This window comes from Pseudomonas sp. IT-P2 (assembly GCF_949767575.1).
GTDB lineage: Bacteria > Pseudomonadota > Gammaproteobacteria > Pseudomonadales > Pseudomonadaceae > Aquipseudomonas > Aquipseudomonas pharyngis.
The window spans coordinates 1-25954 of sequence record NZ_CATKQA010000007.1 but is presented as its reverse complement, the minus strand read 5'-3'; the positions used below and the strand labels follow the sequence as shown (position 1 = coordinate 25954).

The following is a 25954-nucleotide window of genomic DNA, read 5'->3' as shown; positions in this document are numbered from 1 at the left end:
CTCTATGCCTACCCTGCGCTCCTTTTTCCTCGCGGCCCTGCTGGGCCTGAGTCTTTCCGTCGGCCCGCTGCAAGCCGCCGAACCACCGTCCAGCGACGCCGTGCAGGCCAGCCTGGACAAGCTCACCGACAGCAAACTGCCCGAAGCCGACAAGAAGGCCCTGCAGACAGTCCTGCAAAACACGCTGAACCAGCTCAACAACCGGCGTGACTACGAGCAGAAGCTGATCGACCTCAAGCAGCAACTGGCCACTGCGCCGAAGCAGACCATCGAGAATTCGCGCGAACTGACCCGCCTCAAGGCCAGCGCCGTGGTGCCGGTGGCGCAGCGCTTCCCCAAGGAAAACATCCAGCAGCTGGAGCAGATGCTCACCGAGCGCTCGACCCAGCAAAGCGATCTGCAAAAAGCCCTGGCCGACGCCAATAGCCTGATCATCACCGCCCAGACCCGTCCCGAGCGTGCCCAGGCCGAGATTTCCAGCAGCCAGACGCGCATCCAGCAGATCAATAACATCCTCAAGACCGGCAAGGACGCCGGCAAAACCGTCAGCGCCGAGCAGCGCGACCTGCTCAACGCCGAACTGGCCGCCTTGAACGCGCTGATCCCGCTGCGCCGTCAGGAACTGGCCGGCAACAACCAGTTGCAGGATCTGGGCAACAGTCAGCATGACCTGCTTTCGGAAAAATCCGACCGTCTGGACCGCGAGATCCAGGAACTGCAAACCCTGATCAACCAGAAGCGCTTGACCCTGTCGCAGGAAACCGTGACGCAGCAGTCGATCGAGGCCCAAAAGTCCGGCAGCAGCGCCCTGCTCGCCACGGAAAGCGCGGCCAACCTCAAGCTCTCCGACTACCTGCTCAAAAGCACCGACCGTCTCAACGAACTGACCCAGCAGAACCTGCAGACCAAGCAACAACTGGACAGCGTGACCCAGAGCGACTCGGCCCTCGACGAGCAGATCAACGTGCTCAAGGGCAGCCTGCTGCTGTCGAAGATTCTCTATAAGCAGAAGCAAGCGCTGCCGCGCCTCAAGGTCGACCGCGATCTGGCGGACCAGATCGCCGACATTCGCCTGTACCAGTTCGAAATCAACCAACAGCGCGAACAGCTGAGCAATCCGGCGACGTACGTCGACAACCTGCTGTCCACCCAGCCGCCGGAGCAAGTCACGCCACAACTGCGCAAAAGTCTGCTGGAGCTGGCCAACACCCGCGTCGATCTGCTGGAACGACTGAGTCGCGAACTGAGCGCGATGCTCAACGAGTCGATCACCCTGCAACTGAACCAGAAGCAACTGCTGAGCACCGCGCAAAGCCTGCGCGCGACCCTCGACGAGCAGATGTTCTGGATTCCGAGCAACAAGCCGCTGGACACCGAATGGATGCGCGGCGTGCCGGAGCGCCTGAAGCGTCAGATCGACACCTTGCCGCTGGCCTCAAGCCTCAGCGAACTGACCGACGGCCTGACCCAGCGACCGCTGTTGTTCCTGCCGCTGGCGCTGCTGATCGGCGCGCTGCTGTGGCGGCGCAAGCAACTCTATTCGCGCCTGAACAAGGTTCACCAGGACATCGGCCACTTCAAGCGTGACAGCCAGTGGCACACGCCGCAGGCGATCCTGATCAATATTCTGCTGGCGATGCCGGTGGCGCTGGGCCTGGCCCTGTGCGGGCTGGCGTTGCAGATCGACGCCCGCGGGCAGAACGCGAACATGGGCGCGGCGCTGCTGCAAATGGCCCAGGCGTGGCTGGTGTTCTACACCGCCTATCGGATCCTCGCGCCGGGTGGCGTGGCCGAATTGCACTTCCGCTGGGAGAAGCCGCAGGTCGAATTCCTGCAAGGCTGGGTGCGTCGCCTCGGACTGGTGGTCATGGCGTTGGTGGCGGTGGTGGCGGTTGCCGAACTGCAACCGGCGGCACTGGCCGACGATGTGCTGGGCATGCCGGTGGTGCTGACCTGCTATGCGCTGATGGCGTGGCTGCTCAGCCGCTTGCTGATCAGCAGCCCGACCCACGAAAACGCCTCGCTGTTCCGCAAGGCCGTGGGCGTGATGTTCACCCTGCTGCCCATCGCGCTGTTCGTCGCCGTGTGCTTCGGCTACTACTACACCGCGCTGAAGCTCAGCGACCGCCTGATCAACACGTTGTACCTGCTGATGTTCTGGCTGGTGATCGAAGCCACCTTCGTCCGTGGCCTTGCGGTCGCGGCACGTCGTCTGGCTTACCAGCGCGCCCTGGCCAAACGTCAGGCAGCCAAGGAAGCCGGCGACGGCGAAGCGGTGATCGAAGAACCGACCCTGGACATCGAAAAGGTCAACGAACAGTCCCTGCGCCTGATCCGCCTCGCACTGCTCGGCGGTTTCATCGCCGCGCTGTACTGGGTCTGGGCCGACCTGATCACGGTGTTTTCGTACCTCGACAACATCACCCTCTACGAATACACCAGCGGCACCGGCGCCAATATGAGCATGGTGCCGATCAGCATCGGCGACATGCTCGGCGCGCTGATCATCATCGGCATCACCTTTGCCCTCGCCCGCAACTTGCCGGGCCTGCTTGAAGTGTTCGTACTGTCGAAACTCAATCTGGCCCAGGGCAGTGCCTACGCGACGACCACGCTGCTGTCGTACGTGATCGCCGGGGTCGGTTTCGTCTCGACCCTGTCGACCCTCGGCGTCAGCTGGGACAAGTTGCAATGGCTGGTGGCCGCGCTGTCGGTGGGCCTCGGTTTCGGCATGCAGGAGATCTTCGCGAACTTCATCTCAGGCATCATGATTCTGTTCGAACGCCCGGTGCGGATCGGCGACACCATCACCATCGGCAACCTCTCGGGTACGGTGAGCAAGATCCGCATCCGCGCCACGACCATCACCGACTTCGACCGCAAGGACATCATTGTCCCGAACAAGACGTTCATTACCGGGCAACTGATCAACTGGTCGCTGACCGACACCATCACCCGGGTGACCCTGAAACTGGGCGTCGATTACGGTTCGGATCTGGATCTGGTCAAGGAACTGCTGCTCAAGGCCGCCCGGGAAAACCCGCGCGTGCTCAAGGAACCCGAGCCGCATGTGTACTTCCTCAACTTCGGCGAAAGCACCCTCGACCACGAACTGCGCATGCATGTGCGTGATCTCGGCGACCGCAACCCGGTGCTCGATGAGGTCAACCGCTTCATCAACCGCGAGTTCAAGAAGCAGCACATCAACATCTCGTTCCGCCAGATGGAGGTTTACCTGAAGAACCTGCACGGCCAGGAATACAAGATGGTGCCGATCGAGCCGGAAACCAAAACCATCGTGCCGGTCAGCGACGACCAGAAACCGTTGCAGGAACCGCCGCCGGCCAAACTCGACTAACCCGGCTAATCCCAGCAGAATGCTCGGACATTCTGCTGGAGCCGGTCCTTGAAAGCCCTCGACGAACTGACCTTCGACAACCGCTTCGCCCGCCTGGGCGATGCGTTCTCGGCCCATGTGCTGCCCGAACCGATCGACAATCCTCGGCTGGTGGTGGCCAGCCCTGCGGCCCTGGCGCTGCTGGATCTCGACCCGGCGGTGGCCGACACACAGGAATTTGCCGAACTGTTCGGCGGCCACAAGCTGTGGGCCGATGCCGAGCCACGGGCGATGGTCTATTCCGGACATCAGTTCGGCGGCTACACCCCGCAACTGGGCGATGGGCGCGGACTGTTGCTGGGCGAGGTCTACAACGCAGCCGGCGAGCACTGGGACTTGCATCTGAAGGGCGCCGGGCAGACACCGTTTTCGCGCATGGGCGACGGTCGCGCGGTGCTGCGTTCGTCGATCCGCGAGTTTCTCGCCTCCGAAGCGCTGCATGCGCTGAACATCCCGTCTTCACGCGCCGCCTGTGTGATCGGTTCCGACACCCCGGTCTGGCGTGAGAAACAGGAGCGCGCCGCGATGGTGCTGCGCCTGGCGCCGAGCCACATCCGTTTCGGCCACTTCGAATACTTCTATTACACCAAGCGCCCCGAACAGCAGAAGCAACTCGGCGAACACGTGTTGGCGATGCACTACCCCGAGTGTCTGGAACAGCCGGAACCTTATCTGGCGATGTTCCGCGAAATCGTCGAGCGCAACGCCGAACTGATCGCCAAGTGGCAGGCCTACGGTTTCTGCCACGGGGTGATGAACACCGACAACATGTCGATACTCGGCATCACCTTCGACTTCGGCCCGTTCGCCTTCCTCGACGATTTCGACGCGAACTTCATCTGCAACCACTCCGACGATCAGGGCCGCTACTCCTTCAGCAATCAGGTGCCGGTCGGCCAATGGAACCTCAGCGCCCTGGCCCAGGCCCTGACGCCGTTCATCAGCGTTGAAGCCCTGCGCGAAACCCTCGGCCTGTACCTGCCACTGTTCCAGGCCCATTACCTCGACCTGATGCGCCGCCGCTTCGGCTTCACCACCGCCGAGGACGACGACCAGCAACTGTTGGAACAACTGCTGCAACTGATGCAGAACAGCGGCGTCGATTACACGCTGTTCTTCCGCCGCCTGGGCGAAGAGTCAGCCGAACAGGCCGTCGCCCGCCTGCGCGATGACTTCGTCGATATCAAGGGTTTCGATGCCTGGGGCGAGCGCTATGTCGCCCGCGTCGCACGCGATGGCGCGGCCGATCAGGAACAGCGCCGTGCGCGCATGCATGCGGTGAATCCGCTGTACATCCTGCGCAACTATCTGGCGCAGAAGGCGATTGATGCTGCCGAGCAGGGTGACTATTCAGAAGTGCGCAGATTGCATGCGGTGTTGAGCAATCCATTCGAGGAACAGTCTGGAATGGAGAGTTACGCGCAACGGCCGCCGGAGTGGGGCAAGCATTTGGAGATCAGTTGTTCCTCATGAAGCGCACGGTCTCCTGTCTTGGAGCCGTGCACCCTCCCGTCAGGCAACCTGCTAGATGACAGCGCCGCCTGAAAAAGCCGCGCGACATGCTCAGAGTGCAAATGCCACGACTCTGAACACACTGGTTTCCTTTCAGATAAACACGTCCACAGGTAGCTTGAAGTGCTCGGCCAGCCAGCGGACCTGCCGCAGATTCAACTGGCGCTTTCCACTGAGGATTTCCGAAACAACAGACTGAGTGCCCACACCCGGCAAATCGCTCTGGGTCAAACCATGCTCACGCATCAAATACCCCAGTACTTCAAAACCGGGCGGTTTAGGCGTCGGGTGATGCACGCGATCCCATTCTTCAATCCAGTCACCGATGATATCCACCAGACTCATTAAAGGATGAGACTCATCATCGCCCGTCATTTCGAGCAGCTCGTCAAGGGCTTGAACGAGCCTGTCGTAGTCGTCTTCGCTTTTCGGCTTGCGCAGCAAAGGCGAAACGAACTCCCAGTGCTCAGCGGCTTTTTTGATCAGAACACTCATGCCTTAGCCTCCTTCCATTTACCGCGGTCATATTCGCGATGATCCAACACATGTCTGATGTACAACTTTTGAGGTCGATATCTGACATAGGCGATCAACCTGAGCTTGTTACCGCCAATATCGAAAACATGAAAGTCACCCACTTTGTCGACAGCTGGAAACAAGGCCTTCAGCGCCGCAAAATCTGGCGATTTGCTTCCTTTCGCCACTTCAAATCAGTGGTCCAGTGCTGTAGCTGCGCTGGGCCATTTGGCCTTCGCTTCTCGTATTCGTTTTCCAGTGATGACATGCATGCAACATCCTTATCGCATTCTGCTATGGGGAGTTAATCACAGATCAAAATTATCGCAAGTTGCGATATCACCGAGCAGACCAACGGGTCTCGACCGGTCCATCTCAGCCTAGGCTCACAGCCAAACACTGCACGATTGAAAATATGAGCAAACGTCTCCAACTAGGAGATATCAGCTTTCCACTGGATCCCGATCATGACCGACCCACTCCTCATCCCCTGCCCCTCCTGCAACGGCCTCAACCGCATCCCCGCCGAGCGCCTCAACGACCACCCGAAATGCGGGCGCTGCAAGTCCGAGGTGCTGTTGAACAAGCCGTTTGAGCTCAAGCAAGGCGATTACGCCAGTCAGATCAAGGGTGATCTGCCGTTGCTGGTGGACGTTTGGGCGGACTGGTGTGGGCCGTGCAAGTCATTTGCGCCGGTGTTCGAGCAGGCGGCTGCGCAGTTGGCGGGCAAGTGCCGGCTGGCCAAGCTGGACAGCGAAGCCAATCAGCAATTATCGGCACAGTTGGGGATTCGTTCGATTCCGAGCCTGATTCTGTTCCGCAACGGCCGGGAAGTGGCCCGTCAGAGTGGGGCCTTCCCGTTGCCGCAGTTGATGGCCTGGCTGCGCAGCCAGGGCATCTGACAAGGTTTCAGGCGTCTTCGAGCAGGTTGTGCAGTTCGACGAACTGCTGCGTCAGCTTGTGCCGTGGGTCGAGGTGGATCAGCGGCGTGTTGGCCTGATGCGATTCGCGCATGCGCACTGAACTGGCGAGGTAGACCGGCAGTACCGGCAGGCCCTCGGCGATCAGTTCGTCGAGGATTTGCTGCGGCAGGCTGGCCCGGGCCTGGAACTGGTTGACCACAATGCCTTCGACTTCCAGGCCTTCGTTGTGGTCTTCCTTCAACTCGTCGATCTCGGCGATCAGACCGTAGAGGGCCTGACGCGAGAAGCTGTCGCAGTCAAAGGGAATCAGTACCCGATCGGCGGCAATCAGTGCCGAGACCGCATAGAAATTCAGCGCCGGCGGCGTATCCAGATAGATCCGGTCGTAATCCTCCGACAACTCGTCGAGCAGCTTTCGCAGCTTGTTGATCTTGTGTTTGGCCTCGAGCTTGGGCTGCAGGTCGGCCAGTTCGGCAGTGGCGGTAATGATGTGGAGGTTGTCGAAAGGCGTTTCGTAGATATCCGCCTGGTTCTTTTTCGAGAACGGTCCGGAAGACAGGGTCTGCTTGAAGAAATCGGCAATGCCCATCGGAATGTCATCACCCGTGAGCCCGGTCAGATACTGAGTGGAATTGGCCTGGGCATCGAGGTCGACCAACAGCGTGCGATAACCCTCGCTGGCGCTTACCGCCGCCAGATTGCAGGCAATGCTGGATTTGCCCACGCCACCTTTCTGATTGAACACCACGCGCCGCATGACAAAACCTCCGTGTATCAAAGAATGACCGAGTGTAGTGGTGCCCGGTGCCGGTTCGCTACCTCGATGGACGCGGACTACAAAGTCAGGCGCCAATCTCCCAATGAATACGGCGGAAAGAGACCCGTTGATCGCGGATTCGCCTGACAGACAGCCACCCGACAATCTGGATAATGGCCAAGTGACAGCTCTTGCTGCGTACCATTCGGTTCATTTCGTCGTTCAAAACGTAACCAGCATTTGCTACACACTCGTCGCACCGGGATAATGCGCGCCACCCGGCGCCACGCGCCATGCCATTTCAGGCTAAATCAGCTCAGCGGCGACGTTGGCGAAACCGCGTCAACTCAGCCCGCAGGGGCGGGATAAATGTCCGTGATCAACTTCAACATCGCCCAATGGCGCGCCTGGGCTCCCGGGCTCGACAGTGTGGAAGCCTGGCAAGCCTGGAGCCGACAGCCGGTCGTGCTCGAAGGCAGCGATGCCGCACCCGATGTGTCGTTTCTGCCGGCCATGCAGCGCCGTCGTCTCAGCCGTCTGGCGCGGATGGCGTTCAGTGTCGGCTGGCCGCTGGCCGACGGTCGGGAAAATCTGCCGCTGGTATTCGTCTCCCGGCACGGCGAAACCCCGCGCACCTTTGAAATCCTCAGCGATCTGGCCAACGAACAGCCGCTGTCGCCCACCCAGTTCAGCCTGTCGGTGCACAACGCGATCATCGGCCTGTGGTCGATCATGCGTGGCGAAACCAGCGAAATGACCGCGCTCGCCGCAGCCGGCGACGGCCTCGAACACGGCATGCTCGAAGCGGCGACGTTGTTGAACGAAGGGGCCCCCGCCGTGCTGCTGGTGATCACCGAGGAACAACCGCCCGAAGCCTATTCGACGTGGATCGACGACGTACCGTTTCCCTACGCGGTCGGGCTGTTGCTCACCCCCGGTACCGACTGGCGGCTGACCCTGAACAGCGCCCCGCAAGCACGGTCAAAACCGCAGTGGCCCCACGCACTGAATCTGCTGCGAACCCTGCTCGGTCAGCAACCCCATTGCCAACATGCCTGGAAGACTCGTCTATGGACCTGGCAACGCAACCCGTGATCGGAAAAAACCGCGACGCCTATTACTGGCGTCTGCTGGCCACTGCCACCAGCTTCGCCCTGTTCGGGCTCGGTGGTCTGTGCCTGCGCCTGCTGGTATTTCCATTGCTCGGTTGCCTGCCGGGCGACGCCATTACGCATCGCGAGCGGGCACGCCAGACCGTCAGTCGGCTGTTCTGGTTTTTCGTCCGGTTCATGGCCCGTACCGGCGTGCTGACCTACGACATCCAGGGCGCCGAACGGCTCGGCCGTCCGGGGCAGATGATCATCGCCAACCACCCGTCGCTGATCGACGTGGTATTCCTGATCGGTCTGGTGCGCGGGGCCAATTGCGTGGTGAAGAAAAGCCTGTGGGAAAACCCCTTCACCCGCGGCCCGCTGCGCAGCACCGAATACATCAGCAACGACGGCAGCATGGACATGCTCGACGCCGCCGCTGGCGCGTTGCAGAGCGGGCAGACCCTGATCATTTTTCCCGAAGGCACCCGCACCCAGCCAGGTCAGGCGCCGGCCTTTCATCGGGGCGCGGCGGCCATCGCGCTGCGCGGTGCGAAAATCCTCACCCCGGTGGTGATCAAGGTCAATCCGACCACCCTGACCAAGGCCGAGCCCTGGTATCGCATTCCCAGTCGCCGCGTGCACTTCAGTTTTCACGTCGGGGCCGATATAGACCCACAGACTTTCGCCGCGCAGGGCCCCCCGCCCCAGGCTTCGCGCAAGCTCAACGACTATTTGCACCAATTATTTATCAAGGAGCTCGCCGAAGATGAGCGATCTAAACCGTGACATAAAAGAGCTGATCATCGACGCCCTGGGCCTCGAAGACATCAGCCCAGAGGACATCGGCGACGACCAGACGCTGTTCGGTGAAGGCCTGGGCCTGGACTCCGTCGACGCCCTGGAGCTCGGCCTGGCGATCCAGAAAAAGTACGGCATCAAGATCGACGCCGACGCCAAGGACACCCGCAACCATTTCACCAACGTGGCGAGCCTTGCGGCGTTCGTCACGGCAAAACAGGCAGCTTGAGACCGGACCATGCAAACTCGTGACGACATTTTCAATACCCTGCGCGATGCCCTGGTCGAGCTGTTCGAACTGGACCCGGCCCGCGTGAGCCTGGAATCCAACCTGTATCAGGATCTGGAAATCGACAGCATCGACGCCGTCGACCTGATCGATCACATCAAGCGCCAGACCGGCAAGAAAATCGCTGCCGAGGAGTTCAAGTCGGTGCGCACCGTCAGCGACGTGGTCGAGGCGGTCTACCGTCTGGTTCAACCGGCCGCATGAGCCGACTGATCGGCCTCGGCCTGCTGCTGGCAGGCCTGCTTTACCCCTTTGCGGTGTATTTCGGCATGGAGCATTTCGCACCATGGCAGTTCGGCCTGCTGCTGGGCGGCCTGTGGCTGGCCCGGGCGCTGACCGGCGAACGCAAGCCCGGCAGCCTGTGGATGGCCTTCGTGGCGATCGTGTTCTGCCTGCTGCTGGCAGTGTTCGACAGCCCTTTGCTGTTGCGCTGGTACCCGGTGCTGATCAGCGGCTTCATGCTGGTGCTGTTCAGCCTGAGCCTGAAATACGGCCCGCCGATGGTCGAGCGTCTGGCGCGCCTGCGTGAACCGCAACTGCCGCCCAAGGCGATTCGTTACACCCGCCAGGTCACCGTGGCCTGGAGCGTGTTTTTCTTTTGCAACGGTTTGTGCGCCGCCCTGCTGACACTGTGGGCGCCGCTGAACTGGTGGATGTTGTACACCGGCCTGATCTCCTACGGATTGATCGGCCTGATGTTTGCCATTGAATGGCTGATACGACAACGGGTAAGAGGTCGCCCATGAATTGGATAAAACTTGAGCAGCTGTTGCTCAAGGCCCTGCCGGCGCGTGCTGTAACAAGCGCACCGGCACTCGATCACGCACAACTGCGCGAACAGGCCCTGGGCCTGGCCGCCGGTCTGCAAGCCAAGGGCGTGCAGCGTCTGGCCGTGCATCTTGAAGATGCCGCCGATCTGGCTATCGCCCTGCTCGGTGCCTGGCGCGCCGGGGTCAGCGTATTGCTGCCTTCGGATCTGCAAGCGCAAACCCGCCAGCGCTGGTCGAACGACGTCGATCTGTGGCTGACCGATCAGGCCGGTGACGCTCGCCTGAGCGATCTGCTGCAACCGGCCCTGCCCGCCGCCGAACTGGATCTCGACCAGTGCCGCCTGAGTCTGTGCACCTCCGGCTCCAGCGGCGAACCAAAGCGCATCGACAAATCCCTGCGGCAACTGGCCAACGAAGTCGAAGCCCTTGAGCAACTCTGGGGCGCCGATCTCGGTGAGGCCTGCATTCTTGGCAGCGTCGCCACCCAGCACATTTACGGTTTGCTGTTCCGCGTGCTGTGGCCGCTGTGCGCCGGGCGTCCGTTCCTGCGCAAGCAACTGGCTTTCCCGGAAGACCTGCAACGCGCCAGCCGCGAGCACCCGGCCTTCGCCTGGGTCGCCAGTCCCGCGCTGCTCAAACGCATGGGCGACAACCTCGACTGGCTGGCGCTCAGCGCCGTGCGCCGGGTGTTTTCGTCCGGCGGCGCACTGCCGGCAGACGCCGCGCAAAGTTTGCATCAGCGCCTGGGACAATGGCCGACAGAAATCCTCGGCAGCTCGGAAACCGGCGGCATCGCCTGGCGTCAGGGTGAATCGTTGTGGCAGCCGTTTGCCGGTGTCGAGTTGAGCCAGGACAGCGACGGCGCCCTGCTGATCGCTTCGCCTTATCTGCCCGCCGGGCATGTCGAACACACCGCCGATGCGGCACGCATTCAGGCCGATGGCCGCTTTGAATTGCTCGGGCGGCTCGACCGGATCGTCAAACTCGAAGAAAAACGTATTTCCCTGCCGATGCTTGAACAGGCGCTGGTGGCCCACGACTGGGTCGCCGAAGCGCGTCTGGGCGTGGTGCAGGAAAATCGCGCGTCCCTCGGCGCTCTGCTGGTGCTCAGCGAATCGGGCCTGTTTGCCCTGCGCGAACACGGTCGGCGCAGCCTGACCGAAACCCTGCGCCGTCATCTCGGCGACCACTGCGAAGCCCTGGCCCTGCCCCGCCGCTGGCGCCTGCTGCGACAGTTGCCGCTGAACTCGCAGGGCAAGTTGCCTCAGGCCGACGTCGAAGCCTTGCTGCTGGCACCACGGCCGAAAGCGCCGGAGATTCTGGAACAGGCCGAAACCGAGGGCGAATGGAACCTGCAATTGAGCGTTCCGCCGGACCTGGCCTATTTCAGCGGTCACTTCCCCAAGGCCCCGGTGCTGCCCGGCGTGGTACAGGTCGAATGGGCACTGAACCTGGGTCGGCAACTGCTGAACCTGCCCGGCGCGTTCGCCGGCATGGAAGTGCTGAAGTTCCAGCAACTGGTGCGCCCGGGCGATGAAGTCCAGTTGCACCTGCGCTTCGATCCGGAACGCGGCAAGTTGTATTTCGCCTACCGCAACGAAACCGCCACCTGCTCCAGCGGGCGGATTCTGCTGGGGGCTGGCGATGCATAACCCTTGCGCCGTGATCCCGGTCTACAACCACGAAACCGCTATCGGCACGGTGGTCGACGCCCTGCTCGCCGAGGATCTGCCGTGCATTCTGGTGGACGATGCCAGCAGCAAATCCTGCGCGGCGGTGCTGGACGCGCTGGCCGAGCGCGAGCGGGTTTATCTGGTGCGCCTCACTGCCAATCAGGGCAAGGGCGGCGCGGTGATGACCGGTCTGCGTGAAGCGGCGCGGCTGGGCTTCAGCCATGCCTTGCAGGTCGATGCCGACGGTCAGCATGACCTGCAGGATGTCGCGCGGTTCATCGAAGAATCCCGCGCCCACCCCGAGTCACTGGTCTGTGGTTATCCGCTGTACGACGCCAGCGTGCCCAAGGGCCGTTTGTATGCGCGTTATCTGACCCACGTGATGGTGTGGATCAACACCCTGTCGCTGCAGATCCGCGACTCGATGTGCGGCTTCCGGGTGTATCCGCTGGAACCGACGCTGGGCGTGATCGACTCGGCGCGGATCGGCAAGCGCATGGATTTCGACTCGGACATTCTGGTGCGCCTGGCCTGGCGCAATCAGCCGATGCGCTGGTTGCAGACCAGCGTGCATTACCCGCTGGACGGCGTGTCGCACTTTCGCCTGTTCCACGACAACGTGCTGATCTCGAGCATGCACACGCGCCTGTTCTTCGGCATGTTGCTGCGCTTGCCCGTGATCCTCTGGCGACGGTGGCGCGCATGACCGTCGAGACCGACAAGAAGCACTGGGCCGACCGCGAAGAGCGCGGCAGTTTCCTGCTGATGAAATTCACCGCGTTCGCCGCCAAGGTCCTTGGCCGACGCCTGCTGAGCCCGTTGCTGTACGGCATCGTCCTGTACTTTTTCCTGTTCGGCCGCACCGCCCGGCGCAGTGCCTGGCAGTATCAGCAGCGCCTCGCCGACTGGAGCGGTCGCCACGAATTGCGTCCGACCCGCTGGCGGGTATTCCGCCAGTTCATGGCATTCGCCGATTCGCTGCTCGACAAGCTCGACGTGTGGAACGGCAAGCTGAAGATCGAGCAGATCGAAATCATCGACCCGGCGCTGTTGCGCAATCAGTTGCGCGGCTGTCGCGGGCAACTGCTGGTCGGCGCACATCTGGGCAACCTCGAGGTGTGCCGGGCGCTGGCGGAGCTGGGCGAAAAGGTCACCATGAACGTGCTGGTGCACACCAAGCACGCCGAGCAATTCAATCGCCTGCTGGGCGAGGCCGGCGCGACCAACCTGCGACTGATCCAGGTCAGCGAGCTGGACCCGGTGATCATGCTGCAACTGCACGAACGGCTGGAGCGCGGCGAGTGGCTGGCGATTGCCGGCGACCGCGTGCCACTGCATGGCGGGCGCAGCGTGACCGTGGACTTTCTCGGCCACCCGGCGCCGTTCCCGCAAGGGCCGTGGCTGCTGGCCGGCCTGCTGAAATGCCCGGTCAACCTGCTGATGTGCTTGAAACAGCCCGACGGCCACTATCGCCTGACCCTCGAACCCTTCGCCGATGCCGTGGTGTGGTCACGCCGCGAGCGCGAACAGGTCATTCATCAGTGGGCCACCCGCTATGCGCAACGCCTGAGTCACTATTGCCTCGAAGCACCGTGCCAATGGTTCAACTTTTACCCATTCTGGAAAACCGATGACAACGCCAACTCCTGAACCGGTCACCTTCGGCGAACGCCCTTTGCGCATCGAAGACGTGCTGGCCCTGGCCAACCGTCAGGCGCCCGTGCAGTTGCAGAGCGACGCGCCTTATCGCGAACGCATCGCCAAGGGCGCGCGGTTCCTCGATTCGCTGCTGGACAAAGAAGGCGTGATCTATGGCGTGACCACCGGTTACGGCGATTCCTGCGTGGTCGCGGTGCCGCTGCATCACGTCGAGGCGCTGCCGCGTCATCTCTACACGTTCCACGGCTGCGGGCTGGGCAAACTGCTCGATGCCCAGGCCACCCGCGCGGTGCTGGCGGCGCGTTTGCAGTCGCTGTGCCACGGCGTGTCCGGGGTGCGCATCGAACTGCTGGAACGCCTGCACGCGTTTCTCGAGCACGACATTCTGCCGCTGATCCCTGAAGAGGGTTCGGTGGGCGCCAGCGGCGATCTGACGCCGTTGTCCTACGTCGCCGCGACCCTGTCCGGCGAGCGTGAAGTGATGTTCCGTGGCGAACGCCGCCAGGCTGCCGACGTGCACCGCGAACTGGGCTGGACACCGTTGGTGCTGCGTCCGAAAGAAGCGCTGGCGCTGATGAACGGCACCGCCGTGATGACCGGTCTGGCCTGCCTGGCTTACGCTCGCGCCGATTACCTGCTGCAACTGGCGACCCGCATCACCGCGCTGAACGTGGTGGCGCTGCAAGGCAATCCGGAACACTTCGACGAGCGCCTGTTCGCCGCCAAGCCGCATCCGGGGCAAATGCAGGTCGCCGCGTGGCTGCGCAAGGATCTGGCGATCGACGCACCGACCGCGCCGCTGCACCGCTTGCAGGATCGCTACTCGCTGCGCTGCGCACCGCACGTGCTCGGCGTGTTGGCCGACAGCCTGAACTGGTTGCGTTCGTTCATCGAGACTGAGCTGAACAGCGCCAACGACAACCCGATCATCGACGCCGAAGCAGAACGCGTGTTGCACGGCGGGCACTTCTACGGCGGACATATCGCGTTCGCCATGGACAGCCTGAAAAACCTCGTGGCCAACGTCGCCGACCTGCTCGACCGACAACTCGCGCTGCTGGTGGACGAGCGTTACAACCACGGTTTGCCGAGCAACCTGTCCGGCGCCAGCGCCGACCGCGCGATGCTCAACCACGGCTTCAAGGCCGTGCAGATCGGCGCCAGTGCCTGGACTGCCGAAGCGTTGAAAAACACCATGCCGGCCAGCGTCTTCTCGCGCTCCACCGAGTGCCACAACCAGGACAAGGTGAGCATGGGCACCATCGCCGCCCGCGACGCCATCCGCGTGCTGGAGCTGACCGAGCAGGTCGCCGCCGCCACGCTGCTCGCGGCCAATCAAGGCGTGTGGCTGCGTGGTCGCGATGCAGACGCGCGTCCGCTGCCGCCATCGCTGGCCACCATGCACGAACAACTGGCCCAGGACTTCCCGCCGGTGATCGAAGACCGCGCCTTGGAAGGCGAATTGCGCCTGTGCCTGCAACGCATCGCCGAGCAACACTGGAGGCTGCATGCGTAGTGCCGGAGTGCTTCACGCCGATACGGAAATCCTCGTGCCGTTCTTTGACGTCGACACCATGCACGTCGTCTGGCACGGCCATTACGTGAAATACCTGGAAGTGGCGCGTTGCGCATTGCTCGACAAGATCGGCCACAACTACAACCAGATGGTCGACTCGGGCTATGCCTGGCCGGTGATCGACCTGCAACTGCGATACGTGCGCGGCGCGGTGTTCGGCCAACGGCTGAACGTGCGCGCCAGTCTGGTGGAGTGGGAAAACCGCCTGAAGATCCACTACCTGATCACCGACGCCCAGACAGGCGAACGCCTGACCCGCGCCAGCTCGGTGCAGGTCGCCGTCGAAGTGAGCAGCCGCGAGATGCAACTGGCTTCGCCAAAAGTCTTCACCGATGCCGTGGAAAGGATGCTGCGATGAATGTGTGGTTGAAATCCCTTGGGGCCGTGGCGCTGCTGACGCTGTCGTCGCTGGCCGACGCCTTCGACCTGCAACAGTTGAGCGAGCAACTGGCGAAGCCGGACGTGATCCACGGCCGGTTCATCCAGGAAAAACACCTGCGCGCCCTGCCCCAGCCGCTGATCAGCAAGGGCAGTTTTGTCCTTGCCAAAAACCACGGCTTGCTGTGGCTGCTGAAAACCCCGCTGCAACAGGATTACCGGATCAGCGCCAAGGGTATCGCCCGGCGTGATGCCACCGGCTGGCAACTGCTGCCGAACAAGAGCGCCGGGGCCGACCAGAACCGCTTGTTCCTGGCGGTGCTGCAAGGCGACAGCAGCGGTCTGCAACGGGATTTCGAACTGGCCCTGAGCGGCGATGCGCAGCAATGGCAACTGACCCTGACCCCGCGCTCGGTGCTGCTCAAGCAGGTGTTCAATCAGATCAACATCAGCGGCGGCGCGTTGGTGAACACCATCGAACTGCTGGAAACCCAGGGTGACAGCACCGTGCTGCGCATGCAGGACAGCACTGCCGGCCAACCTCTGAGCGACGCGGAGCAACATGACTTTGCCGAGTGAACGCAGGCTGCCCTGGCTGTTCCTGATCCTGCTGCTGGCGGTTGTCGCACTGGGCGCCTGGCAGTGGCGCGACGGTGCGCCGCTGTCGGCCAACCTGATGGAACTGGTGCCCGGCACCCACCCGGACGCCCTCGAACTGCGCGCCGAACAACGCATGCAGGAACCGCTCAACCGCGACATGCTGGTGCTGGTCGGCCACGCCGATCGCCAGCAAGCCGTCGCCATGGCCCAGACCCTGGGCGAGCAATGGCAGGCCAGCGGGCTGTTCGAAAAGGTCCAGTGGAACCTGCAGGCCGATCTGCCGGCCCTGCGCACGCAACTGCTGCAAGGGCGGCTGGCGATGCTCTCGGCGGATGACCGACAACTGCTGATCGAACATCCCGACGCCTTTATCCAGCAACGGGTACAGGCGCTGTTCGACCCGTTCACCGGGTTCAGTCTGGTGCCGAGCCAGGACGACTGGCTGGGCCTGACCGGACGCATCCAGAACAGCCAGCCGCAACATGGCGCGGTGCAACTGGACATCGGCAGCGGCGCCTTGATCGCCGACGCCGATGGCAAGAGCTGGGTGCTGCTGCGCGCACGCACCACCGGCAGTGCCTTCGACATGAATCAGCCGCTGCAAGTCGCCGCCCTGCTGCAACACAGCCGTGAGCAAGCGGCTCGCGCTGACGTGCAATTGCTGGCCGCCAGCGGCCTGCTGTACGCCGCCAACGGCCAGCAGCAGGCGACCCGGGAAATGACCTGGGTCGGCGGCGGCGCCACCATCGGCATCCTGTTGCTGTTGCTGCTCGCCTTCCGCCGCTGGCGGGTGCTGCTGGCGTTCATTCCGGTGCTGGTGGGCATGCTGTTCGGTGCAGTGGCCTGCGTGGCGCTGTTCGGGCACATGCACGTGATGACGCTGGTGCTCGGTTCCAGTCTGATCGGCGTGGCGGTGGATTACCCGCTGCACTACCTGTCCAAGAGCTGGAGCCTCAAGCCCTGGCACAGCTGGCCGGCGTTGCGCCTGACCCTGTCCGGGCTGACGCTGAGCCTGATCACCAGCGCCATCGGTTACCTGGCACTGGCCTGGACACCTTTCCCGGCCCTGACCCAGATCGCCGTGTTCTCCGCCGCCGGTTTGCTCGGCGCCTACCTGTCGGCGGTGTGCCTGTTGCCGGCGCTGCTGAAAAACGTCGAACTGCGCCCGGCGCAATGGCCCCTGCAACTGGCCGAGCGCTTGGTGCGGTTGCGAGAAAACCTGCTCGAACACGTCAGAACGCCGGTATTGCTGGCCCTGCTGATCGCCTTCTGCGTCGGTGGCCTGCTGCAACTGGAGAGCAGGAACGACATCCGCCAGTGGGTCGGTGCGCCGCAACGTCTGACCGATGAGGCGCAGACCATCGCGCGGATTACCGGCTATCAGCCGACCAGCCAGTTCTTCCTGGTGCGCGCCGCCGATCAGCAGCAATTGCTGGAACGGCAAGCAGCCCTGAGCGAGCGGCTGGATCAACTGGTCAACCTCGACAAGTTGCAGGGTTATCTGGCGCTCAATCAACTGGTCAGCCCGCCGTCTCAGCAGCAACAAGTGCGTGAGGCGCTGAGCAAGTTGCCGCAGTTCTGGCAGCCGTTGCTGGAGGTCGGCGTGCCGCTGGCGGCGCTGCAAACCGAGCTGCAACAGTTGCAGGCCCTGCCCGCCGAGGACATCGATGCAGCACTGGCCGGGCCGCTCGGCGAGCCCTACCGTACGCTGTGGCTCGGGCCGACCGAGGACGGCGTGGCAGCGATGGTCAGCCTGCAAGGCCTGAACAATCCGTCGCTGTTGCGGGTGCAGGCGCTGGATCTGCCCGGCGTGATGCTGGTGGACCGGCTCGGCGATCTGAACAAGGTGTTCGCCCAGACCCAGATCAGCGCTGCTGAGCTGAAACTCGCGTCCTGCGTATTGATCGTGCTGGTGCTGATGCTGCCGTTCGGTCTCGGCGGCGCGCTGCGGATCGTCGCCCTGCCGCTGCTCGCTGCGCTGTGCAGCCTCGCCAGCCTGGGCTGGCTCGGTCAGCCGCTGACCCTGTTCAGCCTGTTCGGCCTGTTGCTGGTGACGGCGATCAGCGTCGACTACGCGATCCTCATGCGCGAGCAGGTCGGCGGCGCAGCCGTCAGCCTGCTCGGCACCTTGCTCGCGGCCGCCACCACCTGGCTGTCGTTCGGCCTGCTGGCGGTGTCGAGCACCCCGGCGGTGAGCAACTTCGGTCTGTCGGTGAGCCTCGGTCTGGCGTTCAGCTTCATGCTCGCGCCGTGGGCCGGGCGTCAGGCCCATGCGGTTGCCGTCACGGAGCCTGCAGCATGATGGTGATGATTTTCTGGCTGATGGCCCTGGCACTGTTCTTCGTCGCCACCCGGGTCGGCCGGCATTTCGGGCTGATCCCGATCGTCAGTCAATTGCTGCTGGCCAGCTTCGGCCTGCCGCTGCTGATGTACTTCTGGATCGAACCCGGCTGGCAACTCAACGGCGCCGAACTGATCGCGCCGGGCTGGCTGAAAAACCTCTACAGCCTGAGCTTCGCCCTGTTGCTGGGGCACATCCTCAGTGACGTGATCGACCTGCGCCTGGACCGTCAGAGCGTGAAGATCGCCCTGCCGAGTTTCGCCGTGCCGTTCGCCTGCGGTCTGGCGACGGCGTACTGGCTGTTGCCGACGCAGCCGTGGATCAACTCGCTGGCGATCGGTCTGGTGTTCGCCATCACTGCGATCCCGGTGTTGTATCTGTACCTGCGTCACATCGACTACCCGCCCGCCGCCACTCGGCGTCTGGTGCAGACCGCGATCCTGATCGACCTGACCTGCTGGACCCTGTTCGGCCTCGCTCAGGGCAGCCTGCACCTGAGCAGTCTGTTGCTGCCGCTGGGGATGGCCTGCGTACCCGTGCTGCTGCGGGTGTTCGGCATCCGCCGTCCATTGACCTACAGCCTCGGCTTCTTTGCGCTGTTGGTGCTGGCCGAACACTACAAACTCAACGCACTGATTTTCGGCATCGGTTATCTGCTGTGCATGGCCGCGCTCAAGGTGCCATTGGTGTTGCCGCTGCCGGCGCACTGGATGAACCGCTTGCAGACGTGGGTCGCAATTCCGCTGATCCTGACTTTCGGCATCGTCCAGATCGACGTGCACAGCGCCCTTGCCAGCCTCGGTACCGTGCAATGGGCGGCGCTGCTGCTGTTGCCGGTCGCCAGCAAAATCCTGGGCAACTGGCTCGGCCTCGGCTGGGCCGGCGCGTCATTCGCAGGCGCCAGCCGCTGGCGCGAAAGCGTGCTGCTGAATATTCGCGGCTTGAGCGAAATCGTTTTTCTCAACCTGCTGTTGCAACAACAACTCATCAGCCCGGCGCTGTACTTTGCGCTGATGCTGATGGGTCTGATCGCGACGCTGTTGCCGGCCTTCATCGGCCTGCACCGGGCGTCACTGAACCCTATTGCCGTACCCAGGAGCTCACGTGCCAATCGTTGAAATGGAATCCCGTCAGGTCGTGATCATCGGCGCCGGCCCCTCCGGCGCCATCGCCGCCGCATTGCTCAAGCGCAAGGGGCACGACGTGCTGGTGATCGAGCGTCAGCATTTCCCGAGGTTCTCCATCGGTGAAAGCCTGCTCTGCCATTGCCTGGATTTCGTCGAAGAGGCCGGCATGCTCGAGGCGGTGAATGCCGCCGGTTTCCAACGCAAGAACGGTGCGGCGTTCGCCTGGGGCGAGCGCTACAGCGCCTTCGATTTTGGCGACACCTTCACCGCCGGCAAGCCCACGACTCTGCAGGTGCAACGCGCCGACTTCGACAAGTTGCTGGCCGATCAGGCGGCGTTGCAGGGCGCGGAAATCCGCTACGGCGACGCGATTGTCAGCGTCGACTTCGAGCGTCCGCGACCACAGCTGAATGTGCGCCGCGAAGACGGCAGCGAGTACCGCGTCGAAGCCGATTTTGTCCTCGACGCCAGTGGCTACGGCCGCGTGCTGTCACGCCTGCTCGACCTCGAAGCGCCGTCGAATTTCCCGGTTCGCCAGGCCATCTTCACCCACGTCGAAGACCACATCGATCACCCCGGTTTCGACCGGGAAAAAATCCTCATCACCACCCACCCGCAGCACCGCGATATCTGGTTCTGGTCGATCCCGTTCAGCAACGGTCGCTGCTCCGTCGGCGTGGTGGCTGCCGCTGAACATTTCGCAGGTCGCGATGCCGACCTCGACGCCTGCCTGCGCGGTTTCATCGCCGAAACCCCGAGCCTGGCCAAGGTGCTGAACAACGCCGTGTGGGACACCCCGGCGCGCACTCTCGGCGGCTATGCGGCCAACGTCAAAACCCTGCACGGCCCGGGTTTTGCGCTGCTGGGTAACGCGGCGGAATTTCTCGACCCGGTTTTCTCTTCGGGCGTGACCATCGCCATGCGTTCGGCGAGCATGGCCGCCGCTGTGCTGCATCGACAGTTGCAGGGCGAAACGGTGGACTGGCAACGGGAATTCGCCGAGCCGCTGAAACGCGGGGTCGACACGTTCCGCTGCTACGTCGAAGGCTGGTACGCCGGCACCTTTCAGGACGTGATTTTCCACGAGCAAGGCTCCCCGGAAATCCGCCGCATGATCTGCTCGATCCTCGCCGGTTACGCCTGGGACGAACGCAACCCGTTCGTCAGTGAAGCGCGCCGTCGGCTGAAGACGATCTCCGAACTCTGTGCAAGGGACGACACTTGAATTACTTGAGCGACAACTACGTCGAGGAAACCCGCTTCGGCTTCTGGTTCCTGCGCAGCCACACCTGGCAGCACCATGTGCTGCGCGTGGCAATCAACGATCTGCGCGGACTGTTCAGCGAATCGTTGCCGGCCAATCCGGTGCTGCTGGATGCCGGCTGTGGTCAGGGCAAGTCGTTCGGTCACCTGCGCCAGACCTTCGCGCCACAGCGCCTGATCGGCGTCGATGCCGACCCGCACAGCCTTGAACTGAGCGCCGCCGAGGCGGCGCGTCTGGGCTTCGACGTCGAGCTGATCGGCAGCGACTGCGCGACGCTCAATGTGCCGGACGCCAGCGTCGACCTGCTGTTCTGTCACCAGACCTTCCATCATCTGGTGGAGCAGGAAAAAGCCCTCGCCGAGTTCTATCGGGTGCTCAAACCCGGTGGTTATCTGCTGTTCGCCGAGTCCACCGAGGCTTACATTGATACGTGGGTGATTCGCTGGCTGTTCCGGCATCCGATGCACGTGCAAAAGAGCGCGGCGCAGTACCTGGAGATGATTCGCCAGCAGGGTTTCGAGTTCGGCGAACAGAACGTTTCGTACCCGTATCTGTGGTGGAGCCGGTCGAAGGATTTCGGTCTGCTCGAACGTTTTGGATTGCACAAACCAAAACCATTCGGCCAGCGGGAAGAAACCCTGGTCAACGTGGTGGCCCGCAAACCCTTGAACGAGGCTGTCTGATGTTGCGTGTTCTGCTGCTCGCCTGCGTCTTGCTGCTCGGTGCCTGCGCCAGTCAGGCGCCGCTGCCGGCCGGCAACCCGAGCCTGCCGCTGCCGATGCAATTGCATATCGAACGTCACCTGGCCGGGCAACAGCAAGACTGGTTGCTGGTGATCCAGCGCGAAGGGCCCGGCATCCGCTGGTCGATGATGGATCCGCTGGGCATTCCCCAGGCCCGTCAGCAGTTGATCGACGGACACTGGCAGGCCGACGGCCTGCTGCCGCCCAACCCGGAAGCCCGGGAGCTGTTCGCCGCGCTGCTGTTCGCCCTGACCCCGGCGGGCGAGCTGTCGCGCAACTACCCCGACGCGCAGCAACAGGGCGGCCAACGTTCCCTGCCGGCGCGCTGGGACATCCGTTACACCCAACCCTTGAGCTTCGAATTGAACCTGCCACAAGGCCCGCACTACCGCGTAACGCCACTCGGTGAACCGACGTCATGACCGCCTACCTCAATGCCCTCGGCGTGATCTGCGCCCTGGGGCGCGACAAGCCAGCCGTGGCACGCAACCTGTTTGCCGGCGACTGTTCAGGCATGCGCCGCGAGTCCGGCTGGGTGCCGGAGCGCGAGCTGCCGGTGGCCGCCGTGCACGGCGATCTGGCGCCGATTCCCGATGCATTGGCCGACCAGCGCAGCCGCAACAACCAACTGCTGCTGGAAGCCGCGTTGCAGATTCGCGACGACATCGAGCACTCCATCCAGACTTACGGCCGCGAGCGCATCGGCGTGGTGCTCGGCACCAGCACTTCGGGCATCGACGAAGCCAGCCGAGGCCTTGCGCACTACATTCGCGACCAACAGTTCCCGGCCGATTACGACTACCGGCAACAGGAACTCGGCGCCCCGGCGAATTTCCTCGCCGACTGGCTGCAACTGAGCGGCCCGACCTATGTGATTTCCACTGCCTGCACCTCCAGCGCACGCGCGCTGATGAGCGCCCGACGCCTGCTCGATCTGGGCCTGTGCGACGCGGTGCTGTGCGGCGGTGTCGACAGCCTGTGCAAACTGACCCTCAACGGTTTCAGTGCGCTGGAAGCGGTGTCGGACGAGCGCTGCAATCCGTTTTCCGCCAACCGCAACGGCATCAACATCGGCGAAGCGGCGGTGCTGTTCGTGATGAGCAAACAGCGCGGTGCTGGGCCGGGCATCGCCCTGCTCGGCGCCGGCGCCAGCTCCGACGCGCACCACATTTCCGCACCGGAACCGACCGGCCGTGGCGCCCTGCAATCGATGCAGAAGGCGCTCGACCAAGCCCATCTGCAAGCCGGCGACATCAGTTACCTGAACCTGCACGGCACCGCGACCCAGCACAACGACGCGATGGAAAGTCTGGCCGTCGCCGCGCTGTTTCCCGAAGGCGTACCGTGTTCCTCGACCAAACCGATGACCGGCCACACCCTCGGCGCCGCCGGCGCACTGGAAGCGGCGTTCTGCTGGTTGAGCCTGAGTGCCGACAACCCCGACCACGCCTTGCCGCCGCACGTCTGGGATGGCCAGCCAGATCCCGACCTGCCAGCGCTGAAGTGGGTGACCGCAAGCGAACGCCTGGCGTCCATTGCTCCCCGCTACCTGATGAGCAACTCGTTTGCCTTCGGTGGCAATAACGTCAGCCTGATTATCGGAGATGCCCCATGAGCCACTGGCCGCTCGCCGAACTGCTGCCCCACGCTGGCGACATGATCCTGATCGACCGGATCCTGAGCTTTGACGACGAACAGATCCACACCACCCTCACCGTCCGCCCCGGCGGCCTGTTCAGCCTGCCCGACGGCAGCCTGCCGGCGTGGGTCGGCATCGAGCTGATGGCGCAAAGCGTCGCCGCGTTCGCCGGCTGCCATGCGCGGCAGAAAGGCAACCCGGTGGAGCTGGGCTTTCTGCTCGGCACACGCAAGTTCGAATGCAATGTCGCGGCCTTTCCGGTTGGCAGCGAACTGACCATCCATGGCCTGCGCTCGCTGGAAGACGACAACGGCATGGGCGTATTCGAATGCCATATCAACGCGCCCGGCATCGAGGCCAGCGCCCGGCTGAACGTGTTCCGCCCGCCCCATGCGGCGGACTATCTGGAACAAACCCGCGACGAAACCAACAAGGAGTCGAACGATGACTGAATCAATACTGGTCACCGGCTCCAGCCGTGGCATCGGCCGCGCCATCGCCCTGCGTCTGGCTCAGGCCGGGCATGACATCGTCGTGCATTGCCGCAGTGGTCTGAGCGACGCGCAGGCGGTGCAGGCTGAAATCCAGGCCCTGGGCCGCCAAGCGCGCATCCTGCAATTCGACGTGGCTGACCGAGAAACCTGTAAAGCCATCCTCGAAGCCGATGTCGAAGCCCACGGCGCCTACTACGGCGTGGTGCTCAATGCCGGCCTGACCCGCGACGGCGCCTTTCCGGCTCTGAGCGACGACGACTGGGACGTGGTGCTGCGTACCAACCTCGACGGTTTCTACAACGTCCTGCACCCGGTGATGATGCCGATGATCCGCCGCCGCGCCGCGGGTCGCATCGTTTGCATTACCTCGGTTTCGGGGCTGATCGGCAACCGTGGCCAGGTCAATTACAGCGCCTCGAAGGCCGGTGTGATCGGCGCCGCGAAAGCCTTGGCGATCGAACTGGCCAAGCGCAAGATCACGGTCAATTGCGTCGCGCCGGGCCTGATCGACACGGCGATGCTGGATGAAAACGTGCCGGTGGAAGAACTGATGAAAATGATCCCCGCACAACGCATGGGCACGCCTGAAGAGGTGGCCGGTGCGGTGAATTTCCTGATGTCGGCGGAAGCGTCGTACATCACCCGCCAGGTGCTGGCGGTCAACGGAGGCTTGTGTTGATGAAGCGCGTCGTCGTCACCGGCATGGCCGGCATTACCTCGCTGGGCAGCGACTGGGACACCATCGCCGGCAATTTTGCCGCCAACCGCAGCGGCATCCGCCGGATGGACGAGTGGGATCGCTTCAGCGAACTCAACACCCGTCTGGCCGGGCCCATCGATGATTTCCAGGTGCCGGCGCACTGGACTCGCAAACAATTGCGCAGCATGGGCCGGGTCTCGCGCCTGGCTGTCGGCGCGGCGGAAAAAGCGCTGGCCGATGCCGGCCTGCTCGGCGACGAGTCGATCAAGGACGGGCGCATGGGCGTGGCCTGTGGTTCGTCCACCGGCAGCACCGACGAGATCAAGGCGTTCGGCAACATGCTGCTCAACTCGGTGGCCGAAGGCCTCAACGCCAACTCCTACGTGCGGATGATGCCGCACACCACGGCGGCGAACATCAGCATCTTCTTCGGCCTCACCGGCCGCTTGATCCCGACCTCCAGCGCCTGCACCAGCGGCAGCCAGGGCATCGGTTACGCCTACGAGGCGATCAAGTTCGGACGCCTGCCGCTGATGCTCGCCGGCGGCGCCGAAGAGCTGTGCCCGACCGAAGCCATGGTGTTCGACGCGCTGTACGCCACCAGCCTGAAAAATGATGCACCGCACACCTCGCCACGCCCGTACGACAAGGGCCGCGACGGTCTGGTGATCGGCGAGGGCGGCGGCATGCTGGTGCTCGAAGAGCTGGAACACGCCCTGGCTCGCGGTGCGCACATTCACGCCGAGATCGTCGGTTTCGGCAGCAACGCCGACGGCCAGCACACCACCCGCCCCGAACAAGTCACCATGCGCCGGGCGATGGAACTGGCGCTGGAAGACGCAGGCCTTGCGCCGGACGTCATCGGCTACGTCAACGGCCACGGCACCGCCACCGAGCAGGGCGATGTCGCCGAAACCCTGGCCACCAGCAGCTTGTTCGGTGAACGCATGCCGATCAGTTCGCAAAAGAGCTTCCTGGGCCACACCCTCGGCGCCTGCGGGGCGCTGGAGTCGTGGTTCAGCATCGAGATGCTCAACCGCGACCTGTATGTGCACACGCTCAACCTCGACGAGGTCGATCCGCACTGCGGCAAGCTCGACTACCTGCGCGGCGAGTTCCGCCAGATGAGCCACGAATACGTGATGAACAACAACTTCGCTTTCGGCGGGGTCAACACCTCGCTGATTTTCCGTCGCTGGTCACAACCGAATTAATCCAGGTCAAGGAGACCTCCATGCACTTCAAGAAACTCGCTGCCACCCTGCTCATCTGCGCCATGCCGGCCGTCAGCCAGGCCCGTGACACGGCGGTCTACCTGCCGTTCGACAAGGCCGTCGCCGAAGCGACCCGCACCGGCAAGATCGACGGCAGCGTGAAGTTCTATCTGGCGGGCAATGCCCCGGCCGGCAAAGTCACCGTCGTCAGCCCCGGCGCCGTGACCAACAAGAAGACCAACGCCTTCAACAAGACCGACCAGGAAGCCTGCGAGTGGGTCGTGCAATCGGCGATCATCAGCCTGCACCAGGCCGCAAAAAACGCCGGCGCCAACGCCGTGACCAACATCGTCAGCTTCTACAAGAGCAACGAGCGCAAGGATGCGAAAACCTACGAATGCCACGCGGGCGCCATCATGGCCGGCGTAGCGTTGAAGGGCGATCTGGCGACGGTTCAGTAACGGCCGGAAACGACATAAGGGCGCCTTTC

General features: G+C 63.2%; 26 protein-coding genes and 1 pseudogene. 24 read left to right on the top strand and 3 right to left on the bottom strand.

Annotated elements, in window-relative coordinates:
* The first annotated feature begins 4 nt into the window (after positions 1-4).
* Positions 5-3358: a mechanosensitive channel MscK gene (gene mscK, locus ACM6JM_RS05085; protein ID WP_039766495.1), complete on the top strand. Its 3354-nt coding sequence runs from the start codon at positions 5-7 to the stop codon at positions 3356-3358.
* Positions 3359-3406: 48 nt separating this feature from the next.
* Positions 3407-4870, top strand: a complete 1464-nt coding sequence (gene selO / locus ACM6JM_RS05080) for a protein adenylyltransferase SelO (RefSeq protein WP_074689593.1) — start codon at positions 3407-3409, stop codon at positions 4868-4870.
* Between the two features lie 132 nt (positions 4871-5002).
* Here the strand turns inward: selO and ACM6JM_RS05075 are convergent, their stop codons facing one another.
* Positions 5003-5404, bottom strand: coding sequence for a helix-turn-helix domain-containing protein (locus ACM6JM_RS05075; protein WP_039766491.1), 402 nt, complete (start codon positions 5402-5404; stop codon positions 5003-5005).
* A pseudogene (locus ACM6JM_RS05070) lies at positions 5401-5697 on the bottom strand (type II toxin-antitoxin system HigB family toxin). Before ACM6JM_RS05070 ends, ACM6JM_RS05075 begins: the two are co-directional and overlap by 4 nt.
* A gap of 195 nt (positions 5698-5892) precedes the next feature.
* Here ACM6JM_RS05070 and trxC point away from each other — a divergent pair.
* Positions 5893-6327 carry a thioredoxin TrxC gene (gene trxC, locus ACM6JM_RS05065; RefSeq protein ID WP_064592954.1) on the top strand — a complete coding sequence of 145 codons (435 nt, stop codon included), beginning with the start codon at positions 5893-5895 and terminating at the stop codon, positions 6325-6327.
* 7 nt (positions 6328-6334) lie between these two features.
* Here trxC and ACM6JM_RS05060 read toward each other — a convergent pair whose 3' ends face one another.
* Positions 6335-7105 carry a ParA family protein gene (locus tag ACM6JM_RS05060; protein WP_007952339.1) on the bottom strand — a complete coding sequence of 257 codons (771 nt, stop codon included), beginning with the start codon at positions 7103-7105 and terminating at the stop codon, positions 6335-6337.
* A gap of 369 nt (positions 7106-7474) precedes the next feature.
* Between ACM6JM_RS05060 and ACM6JM_RS05055 the strand changes: the two genes are divergently transcribed.
* Genes ACM6JM_RS05055 through ACM6JM_RS04955 form a run of 21 tightly spaced genes read left to right on the top strand, consistent with a single transcriptional unit; the run spans position 7475 to position 25925 of the window.
* Entirely contained in the window at positions 7475-8200 is a 726-nt protein-coding gene (locus ACM6JM_RS05055) for a beta-ketoacyl synthase chain length factor (protein WP_039766485.1), read from the top strand.
* Positions 8176-8985 carry a lysophospholipid acyltransferase family protein gene (locus ACM6JM_RS05050; RefSeq protein WP_414881405.1) on the top strand — a complete coding sequence of 270 codons (810 nt, stop codon included), beginning with the start codon at positions 8176-8178 and terminating at the stop codon, positions 8983-8985. Before ACM6JM_RS05055 ends, ACM6JM_RS05050 begins: the two co-directional genes overlap by 25 nt.
* Complete coding sequence (locus ACM6JM_RS05045) at positions 8966-9226, top strand: phosphopantetheine-binding protein (protein ID WP_064592948.1); 261 nt, start codon at positions 8966-8968, stop codon at positions 9224-9226. The genes ACM6JM_RS05050 and ACM6JM_RS05045 overlap by 20 nt, the downstream gene beginning before the upstream one ends.
* Before the next feature lie 9 nt (positions 9227-9235).
* Complete coding sequence (locus tag ACM6JM_RS05040; protein ID WP_007947135.1) at positions 9236-9490, top strand: acyl carrier protein; 255 nt, start codon at positions 9236-9238, stop codon at positions 9488-9490.
* Positions 9487-10032, top strand: coding sequence for a membrane protein (locus ACM6JM_RS05035; RefSeq protein ID WP_011332105.1), 546 nt, complete (start codon positions 9487-9489; stop codon positions 10030-10032). The genes ACM6JM_RS05040 and ACM6JM_RS05035 overlap by 4 nt, the downstream gene beginning before the upstream one ends.
* A complete protein-coding gene (locus tag ACM6JM_RS05030; RefSeq protein ID WP_414881404.1) occupies positions 10029-11708 on the top strand; it encodes an AMP-binding protein in 1680 nt (559 codons plus the stop codon). Before ACM6JM_RS05035 ends, ACM6JM_RS05030 begins: the two co-directional genes overlap by 4 nt.
* On the top strand, positions 11701-12435 hold the full coding sequence (locus tag ACM6JM_RS05025) for a glycosyltransferase family 2 protein (protein WP_039766475.1): 735 nt from the start codon (positions 11701-11703) through the stop codon (positions 12433-12435). Before ACM6JM_RS05030 ends, ACM6JM_RS05025 begins: the two co-directional genes overlap by 8 nt.
* Positions 12432-13379, top strand: coding sequence for a glycosyl transferase (locus ACM6JM_RS05020; RefSeq protein ID WP_085648033.1), 948 nt, complete (start codon positions 12432-12434; stop codon positions 13377-13379). The genes ACM6JM_RS05025 and ACM6JM_RS05020 overlap by 4 nt, the downstream gene beginning before the upstream one ends.
* Positions 13360-14904, top strand: coding sequence for an HAL/PAL/TAL family ammonia-lyase (locus tag ACM6JM_RS05015; protein WP_414881403.1), 1545 nt, complete (start codon positions 13360-13362; stop codon positions 14902-14904). The genes ACM6JM_RS05020 and ACM6JM_RS05015 overlap by 20 nt, the downstream gene beginning before the upstream one ends.
* Positions 14897-15322 carry an acyl-CoA thioesterase gene (locus ACM6JM_RS05010; protein ID WP_011332100.1) on the top strand — a complete coding sequence of 142 codons (426 nt, stop codon included), beginning with the start codon at positions 14897-14899 and terminating at the stop codon, positions 15320-15322. The genes ACM6JM_RS05015 and ACM6JM_RS05010 overlap by 8 nt, the downstream gene beginning before the upstream one ends.
* Entirely contained in the window at positions 15319-15921 is a 603-nt protein-coding gene (locus ACM6JM_RS05005; protein WP_039766472.1) for an outer membrane lipoprotein carrier protein LolA, read from the top strand. Before ACM6JM_RS05010 ends, ACM6JM_RS05005 begins: the two co-directional genes overlap by 4 nt.
* Positions 15905-18244 (top strand): MMPL family transporter, encoded by a 2340-nt coding sequence (locus ACM6JM_RS05000; RefSeq protein ID WP_163973890.1) that lies wholly within the window; start codon positions 15905-15907, stop codon positions 18242-18244. Before ACM6JM_RS05005 ends, ACM6JM_RS05000 begins: the two co-directional genes overlap by 17 nt.
* A complete protein-coding gene (locus ACM6JM_RS04995; protein ID WP_085667696.1) occupies positions 18241-19401 on the top strand; it encodes a sodium:proton antiporter in 1161 nt (386 codons plus the stop codon). Before ACM6JM_RS05000 ends, ACM6JM_RS04995 begins: the two co-directional genes overlap by 4 nt.
* Positions 19388-20635 carry an NAD(P)/FAD-dependent oxidoreductase gene (locus ACM6JM_RS04990; protein ID WP_163973889.1) on the top strand — a complete coding sequence of 416 codons (1248 nt, stop codon included), beginning with the start codon at positions 19388-19390 and terminating at the stop codon, positions 20633-20635. The genes ACM6JM_RS04995 and ACM6JM_RS04990 overlap by 14 nt, the downstream gene beginning before the upstream one ends.
* A complete protein-coding gene (locus ACM6JM_RS04985) occupies positions 20632-21357 on the top strand; it encodes a class I SAM-dependent methyltransferase (RefSeq protein ID WP_074689582.1) in 726 nt (241 codons plus the stop codon). Before ACM6JM_RS04990 ends, ACM6JM_RS04985 begins: the two co-directional genes overlap by 4 nt.
* On the top strand, positions 21357-21839 hold the full coding sequence (locus ACM6JM_RS04980) for a hypothetical protein (protein WP_007952358.1): 483 nt from the start codon (positions 21357-21359) through the stop codon (positions 21837-21839). Before ACM6JM_RS04985 ends, ACM6JM_RS04980 begins: the two co-directional genes overlap by 1 nt.
* Positions 21836-23032, top strand: a complete 1197-nt coding sequence (locus ACM6JM_RS04975) for a beta-ketoacyl-[acyl-carrier-protein] synthase family protein (RefSeq protein WP_085667693.1) — start codon at positions 21836-21838, stop codon at positions 23030-23032. The genes ACM6JM_RS04980 and ACM6JM_RS04975 overlap by 4 nt, the downstream gene beginning before the upstream one ends.
* Positions 23029-23508 carry a hotdog family protein gene (locus ACM6JM_RS04970; protein WP_039766461.1) on the top strand — a complete coding sequence of 160 codons (480 nt, stop codon included), beginning with the start codon at positions 23029-23031 and terminating at the stop codon, positions 23506-23508. The genes ACM6JM_RS04975 and ACM6JM_RS04970 overlap by 4 nt, the downstream gene beginning before the upstream one ends.
* Positions 23501-24229, top strand: coding sequence for a 3-oxoacyl-ACP reductase FabG (fabG, locus tag ACM6JM_RS04965; protein WP_039766460.1), 729 nt, complete (start codon positions 23501-23503; stop codon positions 24227-24229). The genes ACM6JM_RS04970 and fabG overlap by 8 nt, the downstream gene beginning before the upstream one ends.
* Positions 24229-25464 (top strand): beta-ketoacyl-ACP synthase, encoded by a 1236-nt coding sequence (locus tag ACM6JM_RS04960; protein WP_039766459.1) that lies wholly within the window; start codon positions 24229-24231, stop codon positions 25462-25464. The genes fabG and ACM6JM_RS04960 overlap by 1 nt, the downstream gene beginning before the upstream one ends.
* Before the next feature lie 20 nt (positions 25465-25484).
* Complete coding sequence (locus ACM6JM_RS04955) at positions 25485-25925, top strand: hypothetical protein (RefSeq protein ID WP_011332090.1); 441 nt, start codon at positions 25485-25487, stop codon at positions 25923-25925.
* The last annotated feature ends 29 nt before the right edge of the window (positions 25926-25954 follow it).